We start from the raw sequence: 18,730 nt of genomic DNA on the forward strand, positions 1-18,730 counted from the left end.
TGGTCATGTCAGGGCTGGAGGGATCGGATGATTCGTTCGTAGGCCGACCAGCAGCGGTCGGCGGCGCGCGGATCGCGCAGGAAGCGGGCTTCGCGCATCAGCGCGACGAACAGCCCGTCCATCTCGAAGACGAGCTGGTCAGCGTCGGTGTCGGCGCGCAGGTGGTGGGCGTCGATGGCCTGGATCACGGTGCGCTTGAGCGCACTGCGCCAGCGCATCACGTGGTCGAGCAGCAGGTCGCGCAGCGGGCCCTGGCGGTCGTCGAACTCGAAGGCGCCGGCGCAGTAGAGGCAGCCGGTGCGGATCTCGACATCGCGGGCGCGCTGCAGCCACAGCCGCATGATCGCGTTGAGCCGCGGCAGGCCGCGCGGCTCGCGCATCGCCGGCACGAAGACGTCCTGCAGGAAGCGGCGGTCGTATTCGTCGATCACCGCGATCTGCAGCGCCTCGCGCGAACCGACGCGCGAGAACACGCCGCTCTTCGACAGCCCGAGGCGCTTCGCGACCTCGCCGATCGTCAGGCTGTCGAGCCCGTCGGAGGCGGCCATGCCGAGCGCGGTGTCGAGGATGGCGGCGAGGGTCAGCCCGCTGCGCTCCGTCTTGGTTTCCATCCGGCAAATTTAGCACGGTCGTGCGAAGTGTCAAGTCCCCGTCGACAGGTGTTGCGAGGCCGTGGTACACCGTGTGGCGGTGCACGCGGAGGCGATGAGGCACCGACCGAGGGAGAGGAATCGATCGATGGCCCGGCCCGATGACGGATCGCGCATTCGCTGGCTGGTGGTGGGCCTGTGGCTGGTCGTGGTCGCGGTGCTGGCGGGACTGAGCGCCTTCAGCGCCGACACGCTGTCGGCCGCCCGCGCCTATGTCGGCGGCGAGAGCCACTGGTCGAAGGGCCAGAAGGACGCGATCTACCACCTGTTCCGCTACACCGAATCGCATGCCGAGGCCGACTACCAGCGCCACCTGGCGGCGCTCGCGGTGTCGCAGGGCGACCGGCTCGCGCGGCTCGAACTCGACAAGCCGGTGCCCGACATGGCGGTGGTGCGTCGGGGCTTCCTGCAGGGCGGCAACCATCCGGACGACATCGACGCGATGGCCCGCCTGTACCGCCGCTTCCGCCACGTCGGCTTCATGGCGGACGCGATCCGCACCTGGGTCGAAGGCGATGCGCAGATCGACGAGCTGAGCGCGCTGGGGCGCAACCTGCATGCCCGCATCCAGTCCGGCGACACCGGCTCGCCGGCGCTGCGCCTGCTGGTCGGGCGGATCCCGCCGCTGAGCGAGCGGCTGACCGAACTGGGGATGCGCTTCTCGGACTCGCTGGGCGAGGCGTCGCGCATCACGCGCCGGCTGGTGACCACCGCGACGCTGGTGCTCGGCGCTTTGCTGGCCGGTGTCGGCGTGTGGCTGACGATGCGCATGCACCAGGCCCAGCGGCGCGCCGAGCAGGCGCTGCGCGAGAGCAACGAGCGGCTCGCGACGGCTGCCGAGGGCGCGCACATCGGCGTCTTCGACTGGGATATCGACCACGACCAGGTGCAGCTCGATGCGCGTGCGGCGGCGCACCACGGGCTCGATGACGCGTCGGGCCCGCGCGACGGTGCACAGCTGTCGGGCGAACGGATCGACCCCGAGGATGTGCCCGCATTGCGCGCCGTGCTGGCACGGGCGGCGCAGGCCGACGAGCTGGTCGCGTTGCGCTACCGCGTGCTGTTGCCCGATGGCGGCGTGCGTCACCTCGAGATGAATGCGCGGCGCCGCGAGCAAGGCAGCGGCCGGCGCGTGGTCGGCCTGCTGTGGGACGTCAGCGATGACGTGGAGGCCGAGCAGCTGCGCCTGGACAAGCAGGCCGCGGAGCGCGCGAACCAGGCCAAGACGCAGTTCCTGTCGCGCGTGAGCCATGAGCTGCGCACGCCGCTGAACGCGGTGCTGGGCTTCGCGCAGCTGCTGCAGACCGATGGCCGCGAGCCGCTGACGAGCGGGCAGGCCGCGCGGCTGCAACACGTGCTCGACAGCGGCCAGCACCTGCTGGAGCTGATCAACGAGCTGCTCGACCTGACGAGCATCGAGGACGGCGCGCTGGCGCTGTCGAGCCGCGACATTCCGCTCGCGCCGGTGCTGGGCGCGAGCCTGCGGCAGGTGGAGCCGCTCGCGCTGTCGATGGGTGTCACGTTGGCGGTCGACGGCGTGCAGGCGCTGTCGGTGCACGCCGATCCGCGTCGGCTGGAGCAGGTGTTCTCGAACCTGCTGTCGAACGCGGTCAAGTACAACCGCGCCGGCGGCCGGGCCTGGGTGCATTGCGCGCAGGACGGCGCGCTGGCAGTGGTGACGGTGCACGACACCGGCATCGGCATCGATGCCGGCAAGCTCGCGCAGCTCTACCAGCCGTTCAACCGATTGGGCGCGGAGAACACGCCGGTGCCGGGCAGCGGGCTGGGCCTGGTGATCACGCGGCAGCTGCTGCAGCGCATGGGCGCGACGATGAGCCTCGAGAGCGAAGTCGGCCGCGGCACGCGGGTGCGGGTGAGCTTGCCGCTGGCGCGGGTGAAGCGGCGGCAGGCGGTGCTGGAGGAACGGTGAGGTCTGATGGGCGCAAAATCAGCGCTTGCGTTGGCTGAACTTAGCGAATCGTTTAAGTTACACTATCCTGGTTTACGGCACGCATTCATTTCATTATGACAATAGCCGCTGACGCCGGTCTACCCTCGCGAGTGCTTCGCTCGCTGCAGAAATTCGGCAGCGACGTCGAGATTGCCCGCAAGAAGCGCCGCCTCACGGTCGAGGCACTGTGCGCGCGCGCGGGAATCTCCCGGGCGCTTTACAACCGCATGGTGCACGGCGCGCCTGGCACCTCCGCCAGCGCCATTGCAATGGTGCTGTTCGCACTGGGCCGCGGGACCCCTTTCGACGAACTGCTGGACGTCACGAAGGATGACACCGGCTTGCTGCTGGACCAGGAACGCCTGCCTGAGCGCGTCCGGCTACCGCGCAAACCCGGCGCCGTATGAGCATCTCCCGGGCCGAGCAGCACGCAACCACCGCCCATCATGACAACGAGAACGAACCACAAGCCGGCAGCGAAGCTCACGACCCGACAGAGTGCGACCCTGTGCCTGGGCCAGTCCGGCATCGAAGTGGGCGAACTCAGCTTCGAGACAAGCGGCGCGCGCCGCTCCACCCGGTTCGAGTACGCAACAAGCTGGCTCGGTCGTTCCGACGCCTTCCCCCTGTCGCCGGATTTGCCACTGGTCATCGGCCCGCAGTTCCGTTCCCCGAAAGAGGCCGGAGCGCCCGTCTTCTTCGGTTGCATCAGCGACATCGAGCCCGACGGCTGGGGCCGCATGGTGATCAAGCGCGACCATGCCAACCAGCGAAAGCTCGCCCACGTCAAGCCGACCGTGCCCGCCGTCATGACCGATTTCGACTACCTGAACTGGGTCTCGGACTTCGGCCGCATGGGCGCACTGCGCCTGCGAGATCCGGCGGGCGAGTTCCAGCGCAAGAGTACGTCGCACGACACGCCCGCCCTCATTGCCTTGCCGGACCTCATCGGTGCAACCCGAGCTGTCGAGCTGAACCAGGAAACTGCGCGAGACCTCGCGTTCCTGCGCGGCCATGGCACCTCTCTCGGCGGTCTGCGTCCGAAGTGCTCCATTCTGGAAGATGACGGATCCCTGGCCATCGGCAAGTTCGCCAGCGTCACCGACACGCGCTCGGTGGTCCACGGCGAGGTGCTTGCACTGACCTTGGCACGCGCCGCCGGCATCAACACGGCCACGGCCCGCGTCGTCGACGTTCATGGAATGGCGGTTGCCGTGGTTCGCCGTTTCGACCGGGTGGACGGAAAGCGGCTCATGTACCTGTCTGCGCGTTCGCTGATGCAGGCCAGCAGCTCGCAGCAGTACGCCTACACCGACATCGCCGAATCCATCCGGGAGCACGGCGCGGACGCCGCCTCGGACCTCGAGGAGCTGTGGCGGCGCATGATCTTCAACATCCTCGTCAACAACGTCGATGACCACCTCAACAACCACGGGTTCCTGCACGCTGCCCATGGGCAGTGGCGCCTGGCGCCGGCGTTCGACGTCAACCCGTTCCCGGACAAGGCCCGCGCCCTCAAGACCTGGATCTCGCAGGACTCGGGAGACGCGTCTTCACTCTCCGAGGCACTGCGTGTGGCAGGGCAGTTCAACCTGAGCGCTCAATCTGCACGGACCATTCTTGCCCAGGTGCAGGAGGCGGTGGCCGGCTGGCGAGGCCTGGCGCGCGAGCTCGGAATGGGCGCCGCAGACATCGCGAGCTTCGCGCCGGCCTTCGAGCACCCGGAAGACCTCTAGGCCATCGGTTCTTCAGGACGTCGGCCGCCGGCGTGACGACACTCGCGCTATGACGCCCTCTCGCGTCCAGCCGCTTCGTGGCGATACCCCCGCGGAATCGCCCCCAGCAACCGCTTCGTGTACTCCTGCTGCGGCTGCTCCAATATCTGCGCGACGCTCGCCTGCTCGACGACCTCGCCGTCCTTCATCACCAGCACCTCGTCCGCCATGAAGCGCACCACCGCCAGGTCGTGGCTGATGAAGATGTAGGCCAGCCCCAGTTCGTCTTGCAGGTCCTTCAGCAGGTTCAGCACCTGCGCCTGCACCGACACGTCGAGCGCGCTGACCGCCTCGTCGAGCACCAGCACCTCCGGGTCCAGCGTCAGGCAGCGCGCGATCGCGACCCGCTGGCGCTGGCCGCCCGAGAACTCGTGTGGGTACTTGTGCATCGCGCTGTCGTCCAGCCCCACCTTCGTCAGCAGCGCGCGCGCCCGCTGCTCGCGCGCCGCGGTGTCGCCGCCGATGCCGTGGATCGCCATCGGCTCGGTCAGCGTCTGCCCGATCGTGAAGCGCGGGTTCAGCGATGCATATGGGTTCTGGAACACCACCTGGATGCGTCGGCGCATCGGCAGCAGCTCGCGCCGGCTCAGCGCCAGCAGGTCCTGGCCGTCGAACATCACCTTGCCGCCGACCGGCCCGCCGTTCACCTCGTGCAGGCGCAGCAGCGTCAGCCCCATCGTGGTCTTGCCCGAGCCCGACTCGCCGACCACGCCCAGCGTGTGACCGCGCCGCAGCGTGAAGCTCGCGCCCTTCACCGCGCGGAACTCCTTGCGGCCGAACACGCCGCTGCGCAGCCAGAAGCTCTTCGTCAGGTCGCTCGCATCGATCACGATCGGTGCCAGCGCGTCTTTCGGTGCCGGTGCCGCGGCGGCCTCGCGCCCGGCGATGTGGTCGTCGATCACCATCAGCCGCGCGCCGCGTTGCGCAAGCGTCGGCCGGCAGGCCAGCAGCGCCTTCGTGTACGCGTCGTGCGGCGCACTGAAGATCTGCGCCACCGGGCCATGCTCGCGCACCGTGCCCTGGCGCATCACGACCACCTGGTCGGCAATCTCGCCGACCACGCCCAGGTCGTGCGTGATGAACAGCATGCTCATGCGGTGCTGCGTCTTCAGCTTCGCGAGCAGCTCCAGGATCTGGCGCTGGATCGTCACGTCGAGCGCGGTCGTCGGCTCGTCGGCGATCAACAGTTTCGGCTCGCACGACAGCGCCATCGCGATCATCACGCGCTGCTGCTGTCCGCCCGACAGCTCGTGCGGATAGGCCGCCAGCCGCCGCTTCGGCTCCGGCAGCCCCACCTCGGCCAGTAGCGCCTCGGCGCGTGACAGCGCCTGCTTGCGCGTCATGCCCAGGTGGCGCATCAGCGGTTCCACCAGCTGCTGCCCGACGGTGAACACCGGGTTCAGCGAGCTCATCGGGTCCTGGAACACGCAGGCGATGTCCTTGCCGCGCAGCGCCTGCAGCTCGGGCAGCGTCGCGGCCAGCAGGTCGCGGCCCTGGAATGCGATCGCGCCCTGCCGCTCGGCATTGCTCGGCAGCAGGTTCAGGATCGACATCGCGGTCACGCTCTTGCCCGAGCCCGATTCGCCGACCAGCGCCACCGTGGTGTTCTCCGGCACGTCGAAGCTGACGCCGACCGGCTGCCCACCGATGTCGCGGCCCACGGCCTGCGTGCGCTGCACCACGCCGCCGTCATTGCCCACGCGGAACGACACGCGCAGGTCCTTGATGCTCAACAAGCTCATTCCAATCCCCGCAGCTTCGGATCCAGCGCATCGCGCAACGCATCGGCAAACAGCGAGAACGCCGTCACGAACACCGCCATGAACGCGGTCGCCGCCGCCAGCTGCCACCAGTAGCCGAGGATCAGCTCGCTCTGCGCCTCGGCCAGCATCGTGCCCCACGACACGTCGTCGACACCGACGCCCAGCCCGAGGTACGACAGGATCACCTCGAACTTGATGAAGCCGACCACCAGCAGCGACATGCGCACCAGGATCACGTGGCTGATGTTCGGCAGGATGTGGCGGAACATGCGCGACGCCGCCGACGCGCCGATCGCCTCGGCCGAGCGCACGTACTCCCGCACCGAATGCTTCAGGAACTCGGCGCGCACCTGGCGGTACATGCCGGTCCAGCCGACCAGCGCGAGGATGATCGCGACGCTGCTGATGCCGCGCCCGAAGAGCACCGCGAACGACAGGATCAGCAGGATGTCCGGGATCGACGTGAACACGCTGTACAACCACTCGAGGAAATCGCCGACCTTGCCGCCGAAGAAGCCGGCCAGCGCGCCGAGCAGCGTGCCGATCACGCTGGCCGCGATGGCCGCCAGCAGGCCGACGAACACCGAGGTCTGCGTGCCCTTCAGCGCCTTGGTCAGCACGTCGCGTCCGATGCGGTCGCCGCCGAACGGCAGCGTCTCGCGCTTGATGCTGTCCTCGGTCTTGAACTTCGCGGCGCGCTCGTCCCACTCCTTGTAGCGCGGCGCCAGCGGGTCCACCGCCGACAGGTCGATGTTCGGGCCCTTCGGCACCGGGATCGCGCTCTGCTCGGCGGCCGGCGCCGGGCCGAGGAAGGTCGGCGGTGCATTGGGCACGCCCACTTCCTTCTGCCAGCCGCGCGCCAGCAGCCCGACCGAGCCCAGCAGCACCAGCAGCGCGAACGCCGCCACCACCACCATCGCCACCATGCCGACACGGTCGGCCTTCAGCCGCTTCCACGCGGCCTGCCACACGCCCAGCGATTGCCGTGCCGGCATCCCTGCGGGAGAAATGACCGCGCTCATTTGAGCACCACCCGCGGATCGATCAGCTTGTAAAGGATGTCCGCGCCCAGGTTCACCAGCATCGTCAGCATCGCCAGGTAGACGGTGACCGCCTGGATCACCGGGTAGTCGCTGCGGTTCACCGCGAGGATGATCTCGCGGCCGAGGCCCGGGATCGAGAAGAACACCTCGATCAGGAACGAGCCGACGAACACGCCCGGCAGCGCCAGCGCGATGTTGGTGACGATCGGGATCATCGCGTTGCGCAGCACGTGCTTGAACAGCACCGTGCGCTCGGTCATGCCCTTCGCACGCGCGGTGCGCACGTAGTCGTGGCCGAGCTCGTCGAGGAAGAAGGTGCGGTACAGCCGCGTCTGCGGGGCCAGGCCCACCAGCAGCGCCAGCAGCACCGGCAGCGGCACGTAGACCGCGAGGTTGGTCCAGGTGCTGTCGCTCCAGCCCTGCACCGGGAACCAGCCGAGCTGGAAGCCGAACACGTACTGGCCGACGATGATGTAGACCAGGAACGAGATCGACAGCGCGACGGTCGAGATCACCATGATGCTGCGATCGGCCAGCGAGCCGCGGCGGTAAGCCACCCACATCGCGATCGGCAGCGCGAGCAGCGTGTCGAGCGCGAGGATCGGCAGCATCACCGTCAGCGTGGCCGGCGCGCGGGTCGCGAAGATGTTGCTGACGGCTTCCTGCGTGGCCCAGCTGTGGCCCCAGTCCAGCGTCACGATGCTGCGGAAGTAGATCAGCAGCTGCTGCCACACCGGCTTGTTCAGCCCGAGCTGCTCGCGGATCGCGTCCACCTGCTGCGGGGTGGCGTTCAGGCCACCGAGGATTTCGGCGGGGTCGCCGCCGACGTACTTGAAGAGGAAGAACACCAGCAGCACCACCCCGATCAAGGTCGGGATCATTTGCCACAGGCGCCGTATCAGGTAGGCCGCCATATCGTCGTGAGCGTCTCGGGTCGAGAAAGAGGACCGGCACCCCCCGCCGGCCCGGGTCGGGAGGCGCGGTTGCCGGAATCTGGGCAGGCGCGAGTCTAAGGCCCGGCCAGAAGACCCCTGCCCCGCGTTTGCCCTCAGGAACCCGGAGAGCACGCAACTTGCATGCCGATGCCGAAAGTTCCCGCGCACGGGCCGGGGCAAGCCCGGAGGCCGAGCGCCCCGGGCAGGCCCTAGACTTCGCGCCTTCGGCATGCCGCCGCGCCACGAGCGCCGGCAGCGTGCCCTCCCACCAGGAGTTCGTGACCATGATCCGACGCGGTGCAGCCGGGCTGCTCGCCTTCCTCGCGCTGATGGCGGCCGCGCTGCCGGCGCTTGCCGGGCCGGCGCCTGCCGCGCAGCCTGCGGCCTCGCTGAAGGTGCTGCGCTATGCCTTCCCGGTCGCCGAAACCGGCTTCGATCCGGTGCAGCTCAGCGACCTCTATTCGCGCACCGTCACCGCCGGCATCTTCGAGACGCCGCTGACCTTCGACTTCCTCGCGCGCCCGATCCGCATGAAGCCGAACACCGCGGCGGCGATGCCCGAGATCTCGGCCGACTTCAAGACCTTCACGTTCCGCCTGAAACCCGGCACTTACTTCCAGGACGACCCGGCCTTCAAGGGCCAGCGCCGCGAGCTGGTCGCGCAGGACTATGTCTACACGCTGAAGCGCCACTACGACCCGCAGTGGAAGAGCCCGAACCTGTACCTGCTGGAGAACGCGAAGCTGCTCGGCCTGTCGGAACTGCGCCGGCAGGTGCTGGCTTCGAAGCAGCCGTTCCCGTACGACCGCGAGGTCGACGGCCTGCGCGCGCTCGACCGCTACACCTTCCAGATCAAGCTGGCCGAGCCGTCGCCGCGCTTCCACCAGCAGATCCTGACCGACGCCGGCGCGTTCGGCGCGGTGGCGCGCGAAGTGGTCGAGTTCTACGGCGACAAGATCATGGCGCACCCGGTCGGCACCGGGCCGTTCCGGCTGGCCGACTGGCGCCGCAGTTCGCTGATCGTGCTGGAGCGCAATCCCGGCTACCGCGAGCAGTTCTACGACGAGGAAGCGCCGGCCGACGATCCCCGCTCCCAGGCCATCGCACGCGCGATGAAGGGCAAGCGCATCCCGATGCTCGACCGCATCGAGATCTCGATCATCGAAGAGGCGCAGCCGCGCTGGCTGAGCTTCCTGAACGGCCAGAACGATTTCCTGGACCGCCTGCCGGCCGAGTTCTCCGGCATCGCGATCCCGCACAACCGGCTCGCGCCGAACCTGGCCAAGCGCGGCATCCAGATGGAGCAGGCGCCGCTGGTCGACGCGGTGATCGCCGGCTTCTTCAACCACGAGAACCCGGTGGTCGGCGGCTACACGCCCGAGAAGGTGGCACTGCGGCGGGCGATCTCGCTGGCCTACAACACGCCGGCCGAACTGCAGCTGGCGCGCAAGAACCAGGCGGTGCCGGCGCAGACCGCGATCGCGCCGGCGGTGTACGGCTACGACCCGACGGTCAAGACCGAGATGAGCGACTACGACCCCGACCGGGCGCGCGCGCTGCTCGACACCTACGGGTATGTCGACCGCGACGGCGACGGCTGGCGCGACCTGCCCGACGGCAGCCCGCTGGTGATCGAATACTCGACGCAGCCCGACCAGCTGAGCCGGCAACTCGTCGAGCTGTGGGACAAGAGCATGCGCGCGGTCAACATCCGCATGGTGTTCAGGACCGCGAAGTGGCCGGAGAACCTGAAGGCCTCGCGCGCCGGCAAGCTGATGATGTGGGGCGTGGCCTGGAGCGCGACGACGCCGGACGCCGACACCTTCCTCGCGCTCGCGTACGGCCCGAACAAGGGCGGCGCCAACCATTCGCGCTTCGACCTGCCGGCCTTCAACGTGCTGTTCGAGAAGCAGGGCCGCATGCCCGACGGGCCGGAGCGCGAGGCGGTGCTGCGCGAGGCGAGCAAGCTGATGGTGGCGTACGCGCCGTACAAGATCAGCGCGCACCGCATCGCCACCGACCTGATGCAGCCGTGGGTGCTCGGCTACCGCCGCAACCCGTTCGTCCGCGAGTTCTGGAAATTCCTCGACATCGACACCGCGCTCGAAGCCGCGCGCACCTCGCCATGACCTGCCGATCCATGCTGCTCCCCCGACACCGATTCCTCGCCGCCGGCGCCGCGCTGCTGCTGACCTTCGCGGGCGGCGCCCAGGCGCAGCCGGCTGCGTCGTCGCCCGCCGCCGGCGCACCGGTCGCGAAGACCTTCCGCTGGGCCTTCGTCGCCGCCGAGACCGGCTTCGACCCGGTGAAGATCAGCGACCTGTACTCGCGCTACGTCACGACGCACCTGTTCGAAGCGCTGGTCCGCTACGACTACCTGGCCCGCCCGTTCAAGGTGCGACCCGAGGCCGCCGTCGAGATGCCCGAGGTGTCGGCGGATTTCCGCACCTACACCTTCCACCTGCGCCCCGGGGTCTACTTCCAGGACGACCCGGCGTTCAAGGGCCGGCGCCGCGAGCTGGTCGCGCAGGACTTCGTCTACTCGATCAAGCGCTTCTTCGATCCTGCCAACGCGAGCCCGAACTACGCGGAGATGAACGACCAGGGCTTCATTGGCCTGGAGGAGCTGCGCCAGCAGGCGCTCGCGAAGAAGGCGCCGTTCGACTACGACAAGCCGGTCGACGGCCTGAAGGCGCTCGACCGCTACACGCTGCAGATCAAGCTGAACACCCCCCGCCCGCGCCTGCTGTTCACGCTGGCCGACAGCAGCCTGTACGGCGCGGTCGCGCGCGAGGTCATCGAGCTCTACGGCGACAGGACGATGGAGCACCCGGTGGGCACCGGGCCGTTCAAGCTCGGTGCATGGCGGCGCAGCTCGCAGATCGTGCTGGAGCGCAACCCCGGCTTCCACGAGGCCTTCTACGATGCCGAGCCGAATGCCGACGATGCCGAAGGCCAGGCGCTGCTGCAGCGCTTCAAGGGGCGCCGGCTGCCGATGATCGACCGCGTCGAAATCTCGATCCTCGAGGAAAGCCAGCCGCGCTGGCTGGCCTTCCTGAACGGCGAGACCGACCTCGTCGCGGTGCCGCTGGAGTTCGCGAACCAGGCCGTGCCCAACGGCAAGCTGGCGCCGAACCTGGCGAAGCGCGGCATCCAGATGCAGCGCGTCCTCAACCCGGACCGCACGCTGTACTACTTCAACATGGAAGACCCGACGGTCGGCGGCTACACGGCCGACAAGGTCGCGCTGCGCCGCGCGATCCGGCTGGCCACCGACGTCAACCGCGAGATCGCCGGCGTGCGCCGCGGCCAGGCGATCCCGGCGCAGAGCATGGTGGCGCCCGGCACCTTCGGCTACGACCCGGACTACAAGACCGAGAACAGCGACTACGACGTCGGCCGCGCGAAGGCGCTGCTCGACATGTACGGCTATGTCGACCGCAACGGCGACGGCTGGCGCGACATGCCCGACGGCAGCCCGCTGGTGATCCGCTACGCCACGTTGCCGGACAGCCTGTCGCGCCAGTTCGACGAGCTGTGGAAGAAGAACATGGACGCGGTCGGCGTGCGCATCGAAATCAAGCCCGCGCAGTGGCCGGAGAACCTGAAGGCGGCCCGCGCCGGCCAGCTGATGGTGTGGCAGCTCGGCTACACCGCGTCGACCCCCGACGTGCAGGACGCGCTGCAGCTGCTCTATGGCCCGGGCGCCGGTGGCCAGAACCTCGGGCGGTTCAGGAACGAGCGCTTCGATGCGATCTACGATCGCATGCGCAGCATCCCCGACGGCCCGGAACGCCTCGCGCTCCTCGACGAGGCGAACCGCATCGTGACGGCGCTCGCGCCGCACAAGTACAACGTGCACCGCATCGTCACCGACCTGGCGCAGCCGTGGGTGATCGGGTACCGGCGGCCGGTCTTCGTCAGCCGCTTCTGGCAGTACCTCGACATCGACGAGAGTCGCCGGGTCCGGCACTGAGCGGCGCGGCGCAGCAGGCATGGAGCTGACGCGCCGCACCTGGCTTGCCGCCTCGGCGGCGCTGTCGTGCGCGGCACCGGGCGGCGCGGGCGCGGCCGACACCACGCTGCGCCTGGCCTTCGACGCCGCCGAGACCGGCTTCGATCCGTGCCAGATCTCGGACGTCAACTCGGCGCAGGTGGCGTCCGCGATCTTCGAGCCGCCGCTGCGCTACGACTACCTCGCGCGCCCGGTCAAGCTGCGCCCGAACACCGCGGCACTGCCCGAGATCGGCGACGACTTCAAGACCTTCACGTTCCGCCTGCGTCCCGGCATCTTCTTCGCCGACGACCCGGTCTTCGGCGGCACGCCGCGCGAGCTGGTCGCGCAGGACTACGTCTACAGCGTCAAGCGCTACTACGACCCGCGGCTGAACTGCGAGAACCTCTACGTGTTCGAGAACGCGAAGCTGCGCGACCTGAGCGAGTTGCGCGCGCAGGCCCGCCAGCGCGGCAAGCCGTTCGACTACGACCGCGAGGTCGACGGCATCCGCGCGCTCGACCGCTACACCTTCCGCATCCGGCTCGCCGAGCCGAGCCCGCGCTTCCACCACTGGTTCACGCAGGGTGCGCTGGTCGGTGCGGTGGCGCGCGAGGTGGTCGAGCACTATGGCGCCGAGATCGCCGCGCACCCGGTGGGCACCGGCCCGTTCATGCTCGCGAGCTGGCGCCGCGCGTCGCGCATCGAACTCGTGCGCAACCCGCGTTTCCGCGAACAGCACTTCGAGGCCGAGCCGGCGCCCGACGATGCGCAGGCGCAGCAGGTCGCGCGCGAGCTGGCCGGCCGGCGCCTGCCGCTGGCCGAGCGCATCGAGGTCAGCGTGATCACCGAGTCGCAGCCGCGCTGGCTCGCATTCGTCAACGGCGCGCTCGACGTGCTGGAGCTGCCGGTGGAGTTCACGCCGATCGCCGCACCGGGCAACCGCATCGCGCCGCACCTCGCGCGCCACGGCGTGCGGCTGCAGCGCAGCGCGAAGGCCGACATGGCGCTGACCTACTTCAACATGGACGACCCGGTGGTCGGCGGCAACGCTTCCGAGAAGGTGGCGCTGCGCCGCGCGATCTGCCTGGCCTACGACAACCGGCAGGACCTGGAGGAGTTGCGCCACGGCCAGGGCATCCCGGCGCAATCGGTGGTGGCGCCGTTCACGTCCGGCTACGAGGAAGACTACCGCAGCACGATGAGCGAGACCAGCGTGTCGCGCGCGATGGCGCTGCTCGATCTCTTCGGCTACGTCGACCGCGATGGCGATGGCTGGCGCGAACTGCCCGACGGTCGGCCGCTGGTGCTGCGGCTCGCATCGCGGCCGGAGCAGCGGCAGCGCCAGTTCAACGAGCTGTGGCACAAGTGCATGGCGGCGGTGGGCCTGCGCATCCAGTTCGACATCGCGAGCTGGCCCGACCTGCTGAAGATGGGTCGCGCCGGCAAGCTGATGATGTGGGGCTTCAGCTGGGTGGCCGGCACGCCCGACGGCGGCTTCTTCCTCGGCATCGGCTACGGCCCGAACGCGAACGAATCGAACGACGCGCACTTCGCGCTGCCGGCCTACGATCGCCTGTTCGAGCGACAGAACGTGCTGCCCGACGGGCCGGAACGCGCCGCGCTGATGCGCGAGGCGAAGAACATGCTGGTGGCGTACATGCCGTACAAGGCGCATGTGCACACCGTCGTCAGCGACGTGCTGCAGCGGCGCGTGATCGGGCACCTTCGGCATCCGTTCATGCGCGACACCTGGCAGTACATCGGAATCGAGTGAATGACAGCCCCTCGATCAACGAGTACGTCGACCGATCCCCTGAGGGGATGCGGGCCGGCTTGGGGCGGCCCGGCGCTCGGCCCGCTGCGCTAACGAAGGAGGTTCCCATGCCACGACCGCAGATCCTGCGCTACACCGACTGGCTGGCCCGCGAGCGCGGCCTGCGCTTCGATGCGACGACACACGCCGGCTACGACGCGCTGTGGCGCTGGTCGGTCAGCGACCTCGATGCGTTCTGGCGCTCGATCTGGGATTTCTACGGACTGCAGTCGCCGACCCCGTTCGCGCAGGTGCTGGCCGACGAGCGCATGCCCGGCGCGCGCTGGTTCGACGGCGCGCAGCTGAACTACGCGCAGCAGGTGTTCCGCCATGCCGATGCGGCCCATGCGGCCGGCCACCCGGCGGTGGTGTTCCAGGACGAGCGGCTGCGCGACTGCGCGAGCCTGCTCGAATGGAGCTGGCCGAAGCTGCGCCGGCAGGTCGCCTCGCTGGCGGCGCACTACCGGCGGCTCGGCGTGGTGCGCGGCGACCGCGTCTGCGCCTTCATGCCGAACACGCCGCAGACGCTGGTGGCCTTCCTCGCGACCGCGAGCCTCGGCGCGGTCTGGTCGGTCTGCTCGCCCGACATGGGGCCGGTCGCGGTGCTCGACCGCTTCCGCCAGATCGAGCCGACGCTGCTGGTCGGCTGCGACGGCTATGTGCACGGTGGCAGCACGCACGACCGGCTCGCGCTGCTGAAGGGCCTGGTCGGCGAGCTGCCGACGCTGAAGCAGGTGCTGCTGTGGCGCAACCTCGGCGCTACGCTGCCGGCCGGCTGGCTCGACTTCGACGGGCTGCTGTGCGACGACCGGCCGCTGCAGGTCGACCCGCTGCCGTTCGACCACCCGCTGTGGATCGTCTATTCGAGCGGCACGACCGGGCTGCCGAAGCCGATCGTGCACGGCCATGGCGGCGTCGTGCTGGAGCACCTGAAGTTCATGGGGCTGCACAACGACCTCGGCCCGAGCGCCGAGGGCGGCGACCGCTTCCACTGGTACAGCGCAACCGGCTGGATCATGTGGAACTGCCAGATCGCCGGGCTGCTGAACGGCACGACGATCTGCCTGTACGACGGCAGCCCGTCCGGGCGCAGCGGCCAGCCGGAATGGAGCACGCTGTGGCGTTTCGTCGCCGACTCCGGCAGCACCTTCTTCGGCGCCGGCGCGGCGTTCTTCGCGAGTTGCATGAAGGCCGGCCTGGAGCCGGCGCGGATGCCGGGCCTGGCGCGGTTGCGCGCGCTCGGCAGCACCGGTTCGCCGCTGTCGGCCGACGTGTACCGCTGGGCGGCGCAGCACCTGCCACGCGTCGACGACCGCCCGATGTGGCTGACCTCGCTGTCGGGCGGCACCGATTTCGCCGGGGGCTTCGTGGCCGGGTTGCCGACGCTGCCGGTGGTCGAGGGCGAGATGCAGTGCCGCTGCCTGGGGGCGGCAGTCGAGGCCTGGAGCGAGCCCGATCCGGCGACCGGCCGCGGGCAGGCGCTGGTCGACGAGGTGGGCGAGCTGGTGTGCACGCGGCCGATGCCGTCGATGCCGCTGTACTTCTGGGGCGATGCCGACGGCCAGCGTTATCGCGAGAGCTACTTCGACATGTACCCCGGAGTCTGGCGCCACGGCGACTGGCTTCGCATCACGCCGCGTGGCGGTGCGGTGATCTACGGCCGCAGCGATGCGACGATCAACCGCCACGGCATCCGCATGGGCACGGCCGAGCTGTACCGCGCGGTCGAGGCGCTGCCCGAGGTGCTCGACAGCCTGGTCGTCGACCTGGAGTACCTGGGCCGCGAGAGCTGGATGCCGCTGTTCGTCGTGCTGCGCGAGGGCCGCGTGCTCGACGATGCGCTGGTCGCGCGGCTGAAGCAGGAGATCCGCGGTGCGCTGTCGGCGCGGCATGTGCCGAACGAGATCTTCCAGGTCGACGCGATCCCGCGCACGCTGTCGGGCAAGAAGATGGAGCTGCCGGTCAAGAAGCTGCTGATGGGCACGCCGGCCGAGCAGGTGTTCAAGCTCGATGCGATGGCGAATGCGGGGAGCGTCGGCTGGTTCGCCGAGTTCGCACGAAGACGCTTGAGCGGGGACTAGCTCGCGGGCCGAGCGCCGGGCCGCCCCAAGCCGGCCCGCATCCCCTCGGGGGATCGGTCGACGTACCCGTCGACCGAGGGGCTGTCATAACGGCAGTTCAGTGAAGTAGCGCCCGCCGTGGTAGATCAACGGCTGTGCGCCTTCGCGCCGCTCGCAGCGCTCGACCTCGCCGACGAAGATCACGTGGTCGCCCTCTTCGTACTGGCTGCGGTTGAAGCACTCGAACACCGCCGCGACCCCTTCGAGCACCGGCGCACCGCCGACGCCTTCGCGAAAGCGCAGCCCGGCGAAGCGGTCCACGTCCTTCGACGCGAAACGCTCGGCCAGCGGGCGCTGGTCGGCGGCGAGGATGTTGATCGCGTAGTGCGAGCCGCGCGTGAACGCCGGCATCGAGCCGGCGCGCCGCGACAGGCTCCACAGCACCAGCGGCGGCGACAGCGACACCGAATTGAACGAATTGGCGGTCAGGCCGACCGGGTTGCCGTGCAGGTCGAGCGCGGTGACGATCGTGACGCCGGTGGCGAACATCCCGAGCGCAACGCGGAACTCCTGGGCCGAGAAACTGGGTGCCATGGGGCGCAGCATTGCATTCATGCCGGGATTGTGGAGGGCGGCAGCAGGTGCCGCCAACTCCCATTTGAGGGGGTCTGGCAGCTTCTACACTCGTGCAGCATGACACGATTCTCGATGATTCCAGCGGCGCTGCTGGTCGCTTTCGCGTCAGCGGCGCAGGCCGCGTCGCCCTGCCCCGAACTGGCACGCCGGCTGCCGAACCTGGGCCTCGCGCTGTGCGAACGCGCCGCGCTGAAGCCCTCCGGCGCCGCGTCGGTGAAGGGCGTGGCGCTGTACCAGCGCGACGTGCCGGCCCCGCAGCCGCTGCTGCTGCCCGACGACAAGCCGCCGCCGCCGCCGGCGCCGCGCCGCGCCGCGTGCTGGTGCTGGGCGGCATCCATGGCGACGAGCTGTCGTCGAGCGCGCTCGCGTTCCACTGGATCGCGCAGGCCGGCGACACCGGCGCCGGCCTGGACTGGCGCTTCGTGCCGGTGCTGAACCCCGACGGCCTGCTGCTGGCGCGGCCGACGCGCACCAATGCGCACGGCGTCGACCTGAACCGCAACTTCCCGACGCCGCACTGGGACCGCGACGCGCCGGTCTACTGGGTCAAGCGCACGAAGAAGGACCCGCGCCGCTGGCCCGGCCCGAGCGCGCTGTCGGAGCCGGAGAGCCGCTTCGTGACCGACACGATCGAGACCTGGAAGCCGGACGTGATCGTCACCGTGCACGCGCCCTACGGCGTGCTCGACTTCGACGGCCCGAGCGTGCCGCCGCAGCGGCTCGGCCGCCTCTACCTCGACCGCGTCGGCATCTTCCCCGGCTCGCTCGGCCACTACGGCGGCGTGCACAAGGGCGTGCCGGTGGTGACGATCGAGCTGCCGAGCGCGATCCGTACGCCGACCGATGCCGAGATGCGGCAGATGTGGATCGACCTGCTGCGCTGGCTGGACGAGCGCCTCGCGCTGCGGGAACATCGCTGACCCACGACGGAGCGCCGCCATGACATCGCTTGCCCGCCACCTGTATGCCGGCGCCCACAACAACGCCTGGGCCAACCACCGGCTGCTGCAGGCCTGCGGGCGGCTGACGCAGGATGAATTCATCGCGCCGCGCACCGGCTTCTTCCCGTCGATCCGCGCGACGCTGAACCACAACCTGACGGTCGACGACTACTACCTCGATGCGATCGAGCGCAGCCTGCGCGGCGACGCGCCGCACCCCGACCCGGGCTCGTTCTTCGACCCCGAGGAACCGTGCGCGACCTGTGCCGACCTGGCGGCGGCCCAGCAGCGCATGGACCAGCGCCTGCTCACCGTCGCCCACGCGCTGCTCGCCGACGTCGCGTTGCTGGAGCGCGTGATCGAGGTGCCGCGCACGCAGCGCATCGACCGCGAGCCGCTGCACCGCCTGCTGGCCCACCTCTACCAGCACCAGGTGCACCACCGCGGCCAGGCGCATTCGATGCTGTCGGGCACGTCGGTGGCACCGCCGCAGCTCGACGAGTTCTTCTGCGTCAACGACCTGGAGCGGCGCGAGGACGATTTCCGCGCGCTGGGCGTGACGGAAGCCGCGATCTGGAACGGCTGACGCGGAATAGCCTTCGCCCGCCCTGCGTAAACCTCAGGTGAGCGTCCCCACCAGCTTTCGCCAGCAACTCCTCGGCACGATCCCGCGGCTGCGCCGCTATGCGCGCTCGCTGGTGATCGACGCCGCCGCGGCAGACGACCTGGTGCAGACCGCGCTGGAGCGCGCGCTGTCGCACTGGCACCAGTTCGACCAGCAGCGCGACATCCTGGTCTGGGTGATCAGCATCGCGCACAACGCCCACATGGACACGCTGCGCCGCGGCGGGCGGCTGGCCATCGTCGACCCGCACGAGCTGCAGGTCGAACAGGACCTGCGCGGCAGCGACCCCGGGGCCGATGTCGGGCTGCGCATGGACCTGGTCGCCGCGCTGCGGCGGCTGCCGGTCGAGCAGCGCGAGCCGCTGCTGCTGGTGTCGGTCGAGGAGCTGTCGTACGCCGAATGCGCCGAGGTGCTGCGCATCCCGATCGGCACCGTGATGTCGCGCATCTCGCGCGGGCGGGCCGCGCTGCGCGCGCTGCTCGACGGCCATGCGCCGACACCGGCGGTGCAGACGCTGCGGCGCGTGGTCTGAACGAGACCC

Annotated in this window: 16 protein-coding genes; 11 read left to right on the top strand and 5 right to left on the bottom strand. The window is 69.5% G+C overall.

What is annotated here, in order from left to right; all coding sequences use genetic code 11:
- Window positions 1–8 precede the first annotated feature (8 nt).
- Window positions 9–611, bottom strand: a complete 603-nt coding sequence (locus tag ASC98_RS00730; protein WP_056803044.1) for a TetR/AcrR family transcriptional regulator — start codon at window positions 609–611, stop codon at window positions 9–11.
- Between the two features lie 127 nt (window positions 612–738).
- On the opposite strand from ASC98_RS00730, the gene ASC98_RS00735 reads away from it, so the two are divergent.
- The 3 genes from ASC98_RS00735 to ASC98_RS00745 all read left to right on the top strand — a co-directional run bounded on the left by ASC98_RS00735 (window position 739) and on the right by ASC98_RS00745 (window position 4,337).
- A complete protein-coding gene (locus ASC98_RS00735; protein WP_056803046.1) occupies window positions 739–2,580 on the top strand; it encodes a HAMP domain-containing sensor histidine kinase in 1,842 nt (613 codons plus the stop codon).
- A 131-nt stretch (window positions 2,581–2,711) separates the two neighbouring features.
- The gene (locus ASC98_RS00740) at window positions 2,712–3,008 is read left to right on the top strand and encodes a helix-turn-helix domain-containing protein (protein ID WP_056803050.1); all 297 of its coding nucleotides are present in this window, start codon (window positions 2,712–2,714) and stop codon (window positions 3,006–3,008) included.
- A gap of 39 nt (window positions 3,009–3,047) precedes the next feature.
- Window positions 3,048–4,337, top strand: coding sequence for a type II toxin-antitoxin system HipA family toxin (locus ASC98_RS00745; RefSeq protein WP_056803054.1), 1,290 nt, complete (start codon window positions 3,048–3,050; stop codon window positions 4,335–4,337).
- A 47-nt stretch (window positions 4,338–4,384) separates the two neighbouring features.
- On the opposite strand, the gene ASC98_RS00750 is transcribed toward ASC98_RS00745, so the two are convergent.
- From ASC98_RS00750 to ASC98_RS00760, 3 genes are read right to left on the bottom strand one after another with little or no spacing between them, the layout of a single operon-like run.
- Window positions 4,385–6,118, bottom strand: a complete 1,734-nt coding sequence (locus ASC98_RS00750) for an ABC transporter ATP-binding protein (protein WP_056803057.1) — start codon at window positions 6,116–6,118, stop codon at window positions 4,385–4,387.
- Entirely contained in the window at window positions 6,115–7,161 is a 1,047-nt protein-coding gene (locus ASC98_RS00755) for an ABC transporter permease (protein ID WP_056803060.1), read from the bottom strand. The genes ASC98_RS00750 and ASC98_RS00755 overlap by 4 nt, the downstream gene beginning before the upstream one ends.
- Window positions 7,158–8,096 carry an ABC transporter permease gene (locus ASC98_RS00760; protein ID WP_056803062.1) on the bottom strand — a complete coding sequence of 313 codons (939 nt, stop codon included), beginning with the start codon at window positions 8,094–8,096 and terminating at the stop codon, window positions 7,158–7,160. The genes ASC98_RS00755 and ASC98_RS00760 overlap by 4 nt, the downstream gene beginning before the upstream one ends.
- A gap of 305 nt (window positions 8,097–8,401) precedes the next feature.
- Here ASC98_RS00760 and ASC98_RS00765 point away from each other — a divergent pair, with 305 nt between their 5' ends.
- The 4 genes from ASC98_RS00765 to ASC98_RS00780 all read left to right on the top strand — a co-directional run bounded on the left by ASC98_RS00765 (window position 8,402) and on the right by ASC98_RS00780 (window position 16,008).
- Window positions 8,402–10,246 carry an ABC transporter substrate-binding protein gene (locus ASC98_RS00765; protein WP_235581124.1) on the top strand — a complete coding sequence of 615 codons (1,845 nt, stop codon included), beginning with the start codon at window positions 8,402–8,404 and terminating at the stop codon, window positions 10,244–10,246.
- 11 nt (window positions 10,247–10,257) lie between these two features.
- Window positions 10,258–12,093 (top strand): ABC transporter substrate-binding protein, encoded by a 1,836-nt coding sequence (locus tag ASC98_RS00770; RefSeq protein ID WP_082541777.1) that lies wholly within the window; start codon window positions 10,258–10,260, stop codon window positions 12,091–12,093.
- A 19-nt stretch (window positions 12,094–12,112) separates the two neighbouring features.
- Complete coding sequence (locus ASC98_RS00775; protein WP_056803067.1) at window positions 12,113–13,888, top strand: ABC transporter substrate-binding protein; 1,776 nt, start codon at window positions 12,113–12,115, stop codon at window positions 13,886–13,888.
- A gap of 107 nt (window positions 13,889–13,995) precedes the next feature.
- Window positions 13,996–16,008 (top strand): acetoacetate--CoA ligase, encoded by a 2,013-nt coding sequence (locus ASC98_RS00780; RefSeq protein WP_056803070.1) that lies wholly within the window; start codon window positions 13,996–13,998, stop codon window positions 16,006–16,008.
- Between the two features lie 84 nt (window positions 16,009–16,092).
- On the opposite strand, the gene ASC98_RS00785 is transcribed toward ASC98_RS00780, so the two are convergent.
- A complete protein-coding gene (locus tag ASC98_RS00785; protein ID WP_235581125.1) occupies window positions 16,093–16,581 on the bottom strand; it encodes a flavin reductase family protein in 489 nt (162 codons plus the stop codon).
- Between the two features lie 99 nt (window positions 16,582–16,680).
- Here ASC98_RS00785 and ASC98_RS31420 point away from each other — a divergent pair, with 99 nt between their 5' ends.
- From ASC98_RS31420 to ASC98_RS00800, 4 genes are read left to right on the top strand one after another with little or no spacing between them, the layout of a single operon-like run.
- On the top strand, window positions 16,681–17,058 hold the full coding sequence (locus ASC98_RS31420) for a hypothetical protein (RefSeq protein WP_235581126.1): 378 nt from the start codon (window positions 16,681–16,683) through the stop codon (window positions 17,056–17,058).
- A complete protein-coding gene (locus tag ASC98_RS00790) occupies window positions 16,944–17,543 on the top strand; it encodes a M14 family zinc carboxypeptidase (RefSeq protein WP_235581146.1) in 600 nt (199 codons plus the stop codon). The genes ASC98_RS31420 and ASC98_RS00790 overlap by 115 nt, the downstream gene beginning before the upstream one ends.
- 19 nt (window positions 17,544–17,562) lie before the next feature.
- A complete protein-coding gene (locus tag ASC98_RS00795; protein WP_056803079.1) occupies window positions 17,563–18,150 on the top strand; it encodes a DinB family protein in 588 nt (195 codons plus the stop codon).
- A 37-nt stretch (window positions 18,151–18,187) separates the two neighbouring features.
- Complete coding sequence (locus ASC98_RS00800; RefSeq protein ID WP_056803082.1) at window positions 18,188–18,721, top strand: sigma-70 family RNA polymerase sigma factor; 534 nt, start codon at window positions 18,188–18,190, stop codon at window positions 18,719–18,721.
- Window positions 18,722–18,730 lie beyond the last annotated feature (9 nt).

It is taken from the genome of Rhizobacter sp. Root1238 (genome assembly GCF_001425825.1).
In the GTDB taxonomy this organism is placed as follows: Bacteria; Pseudomonadota; Gammaproteobacteria; order Burkholderiales; family Burkholderiaceae_C; genus Rhizobacter.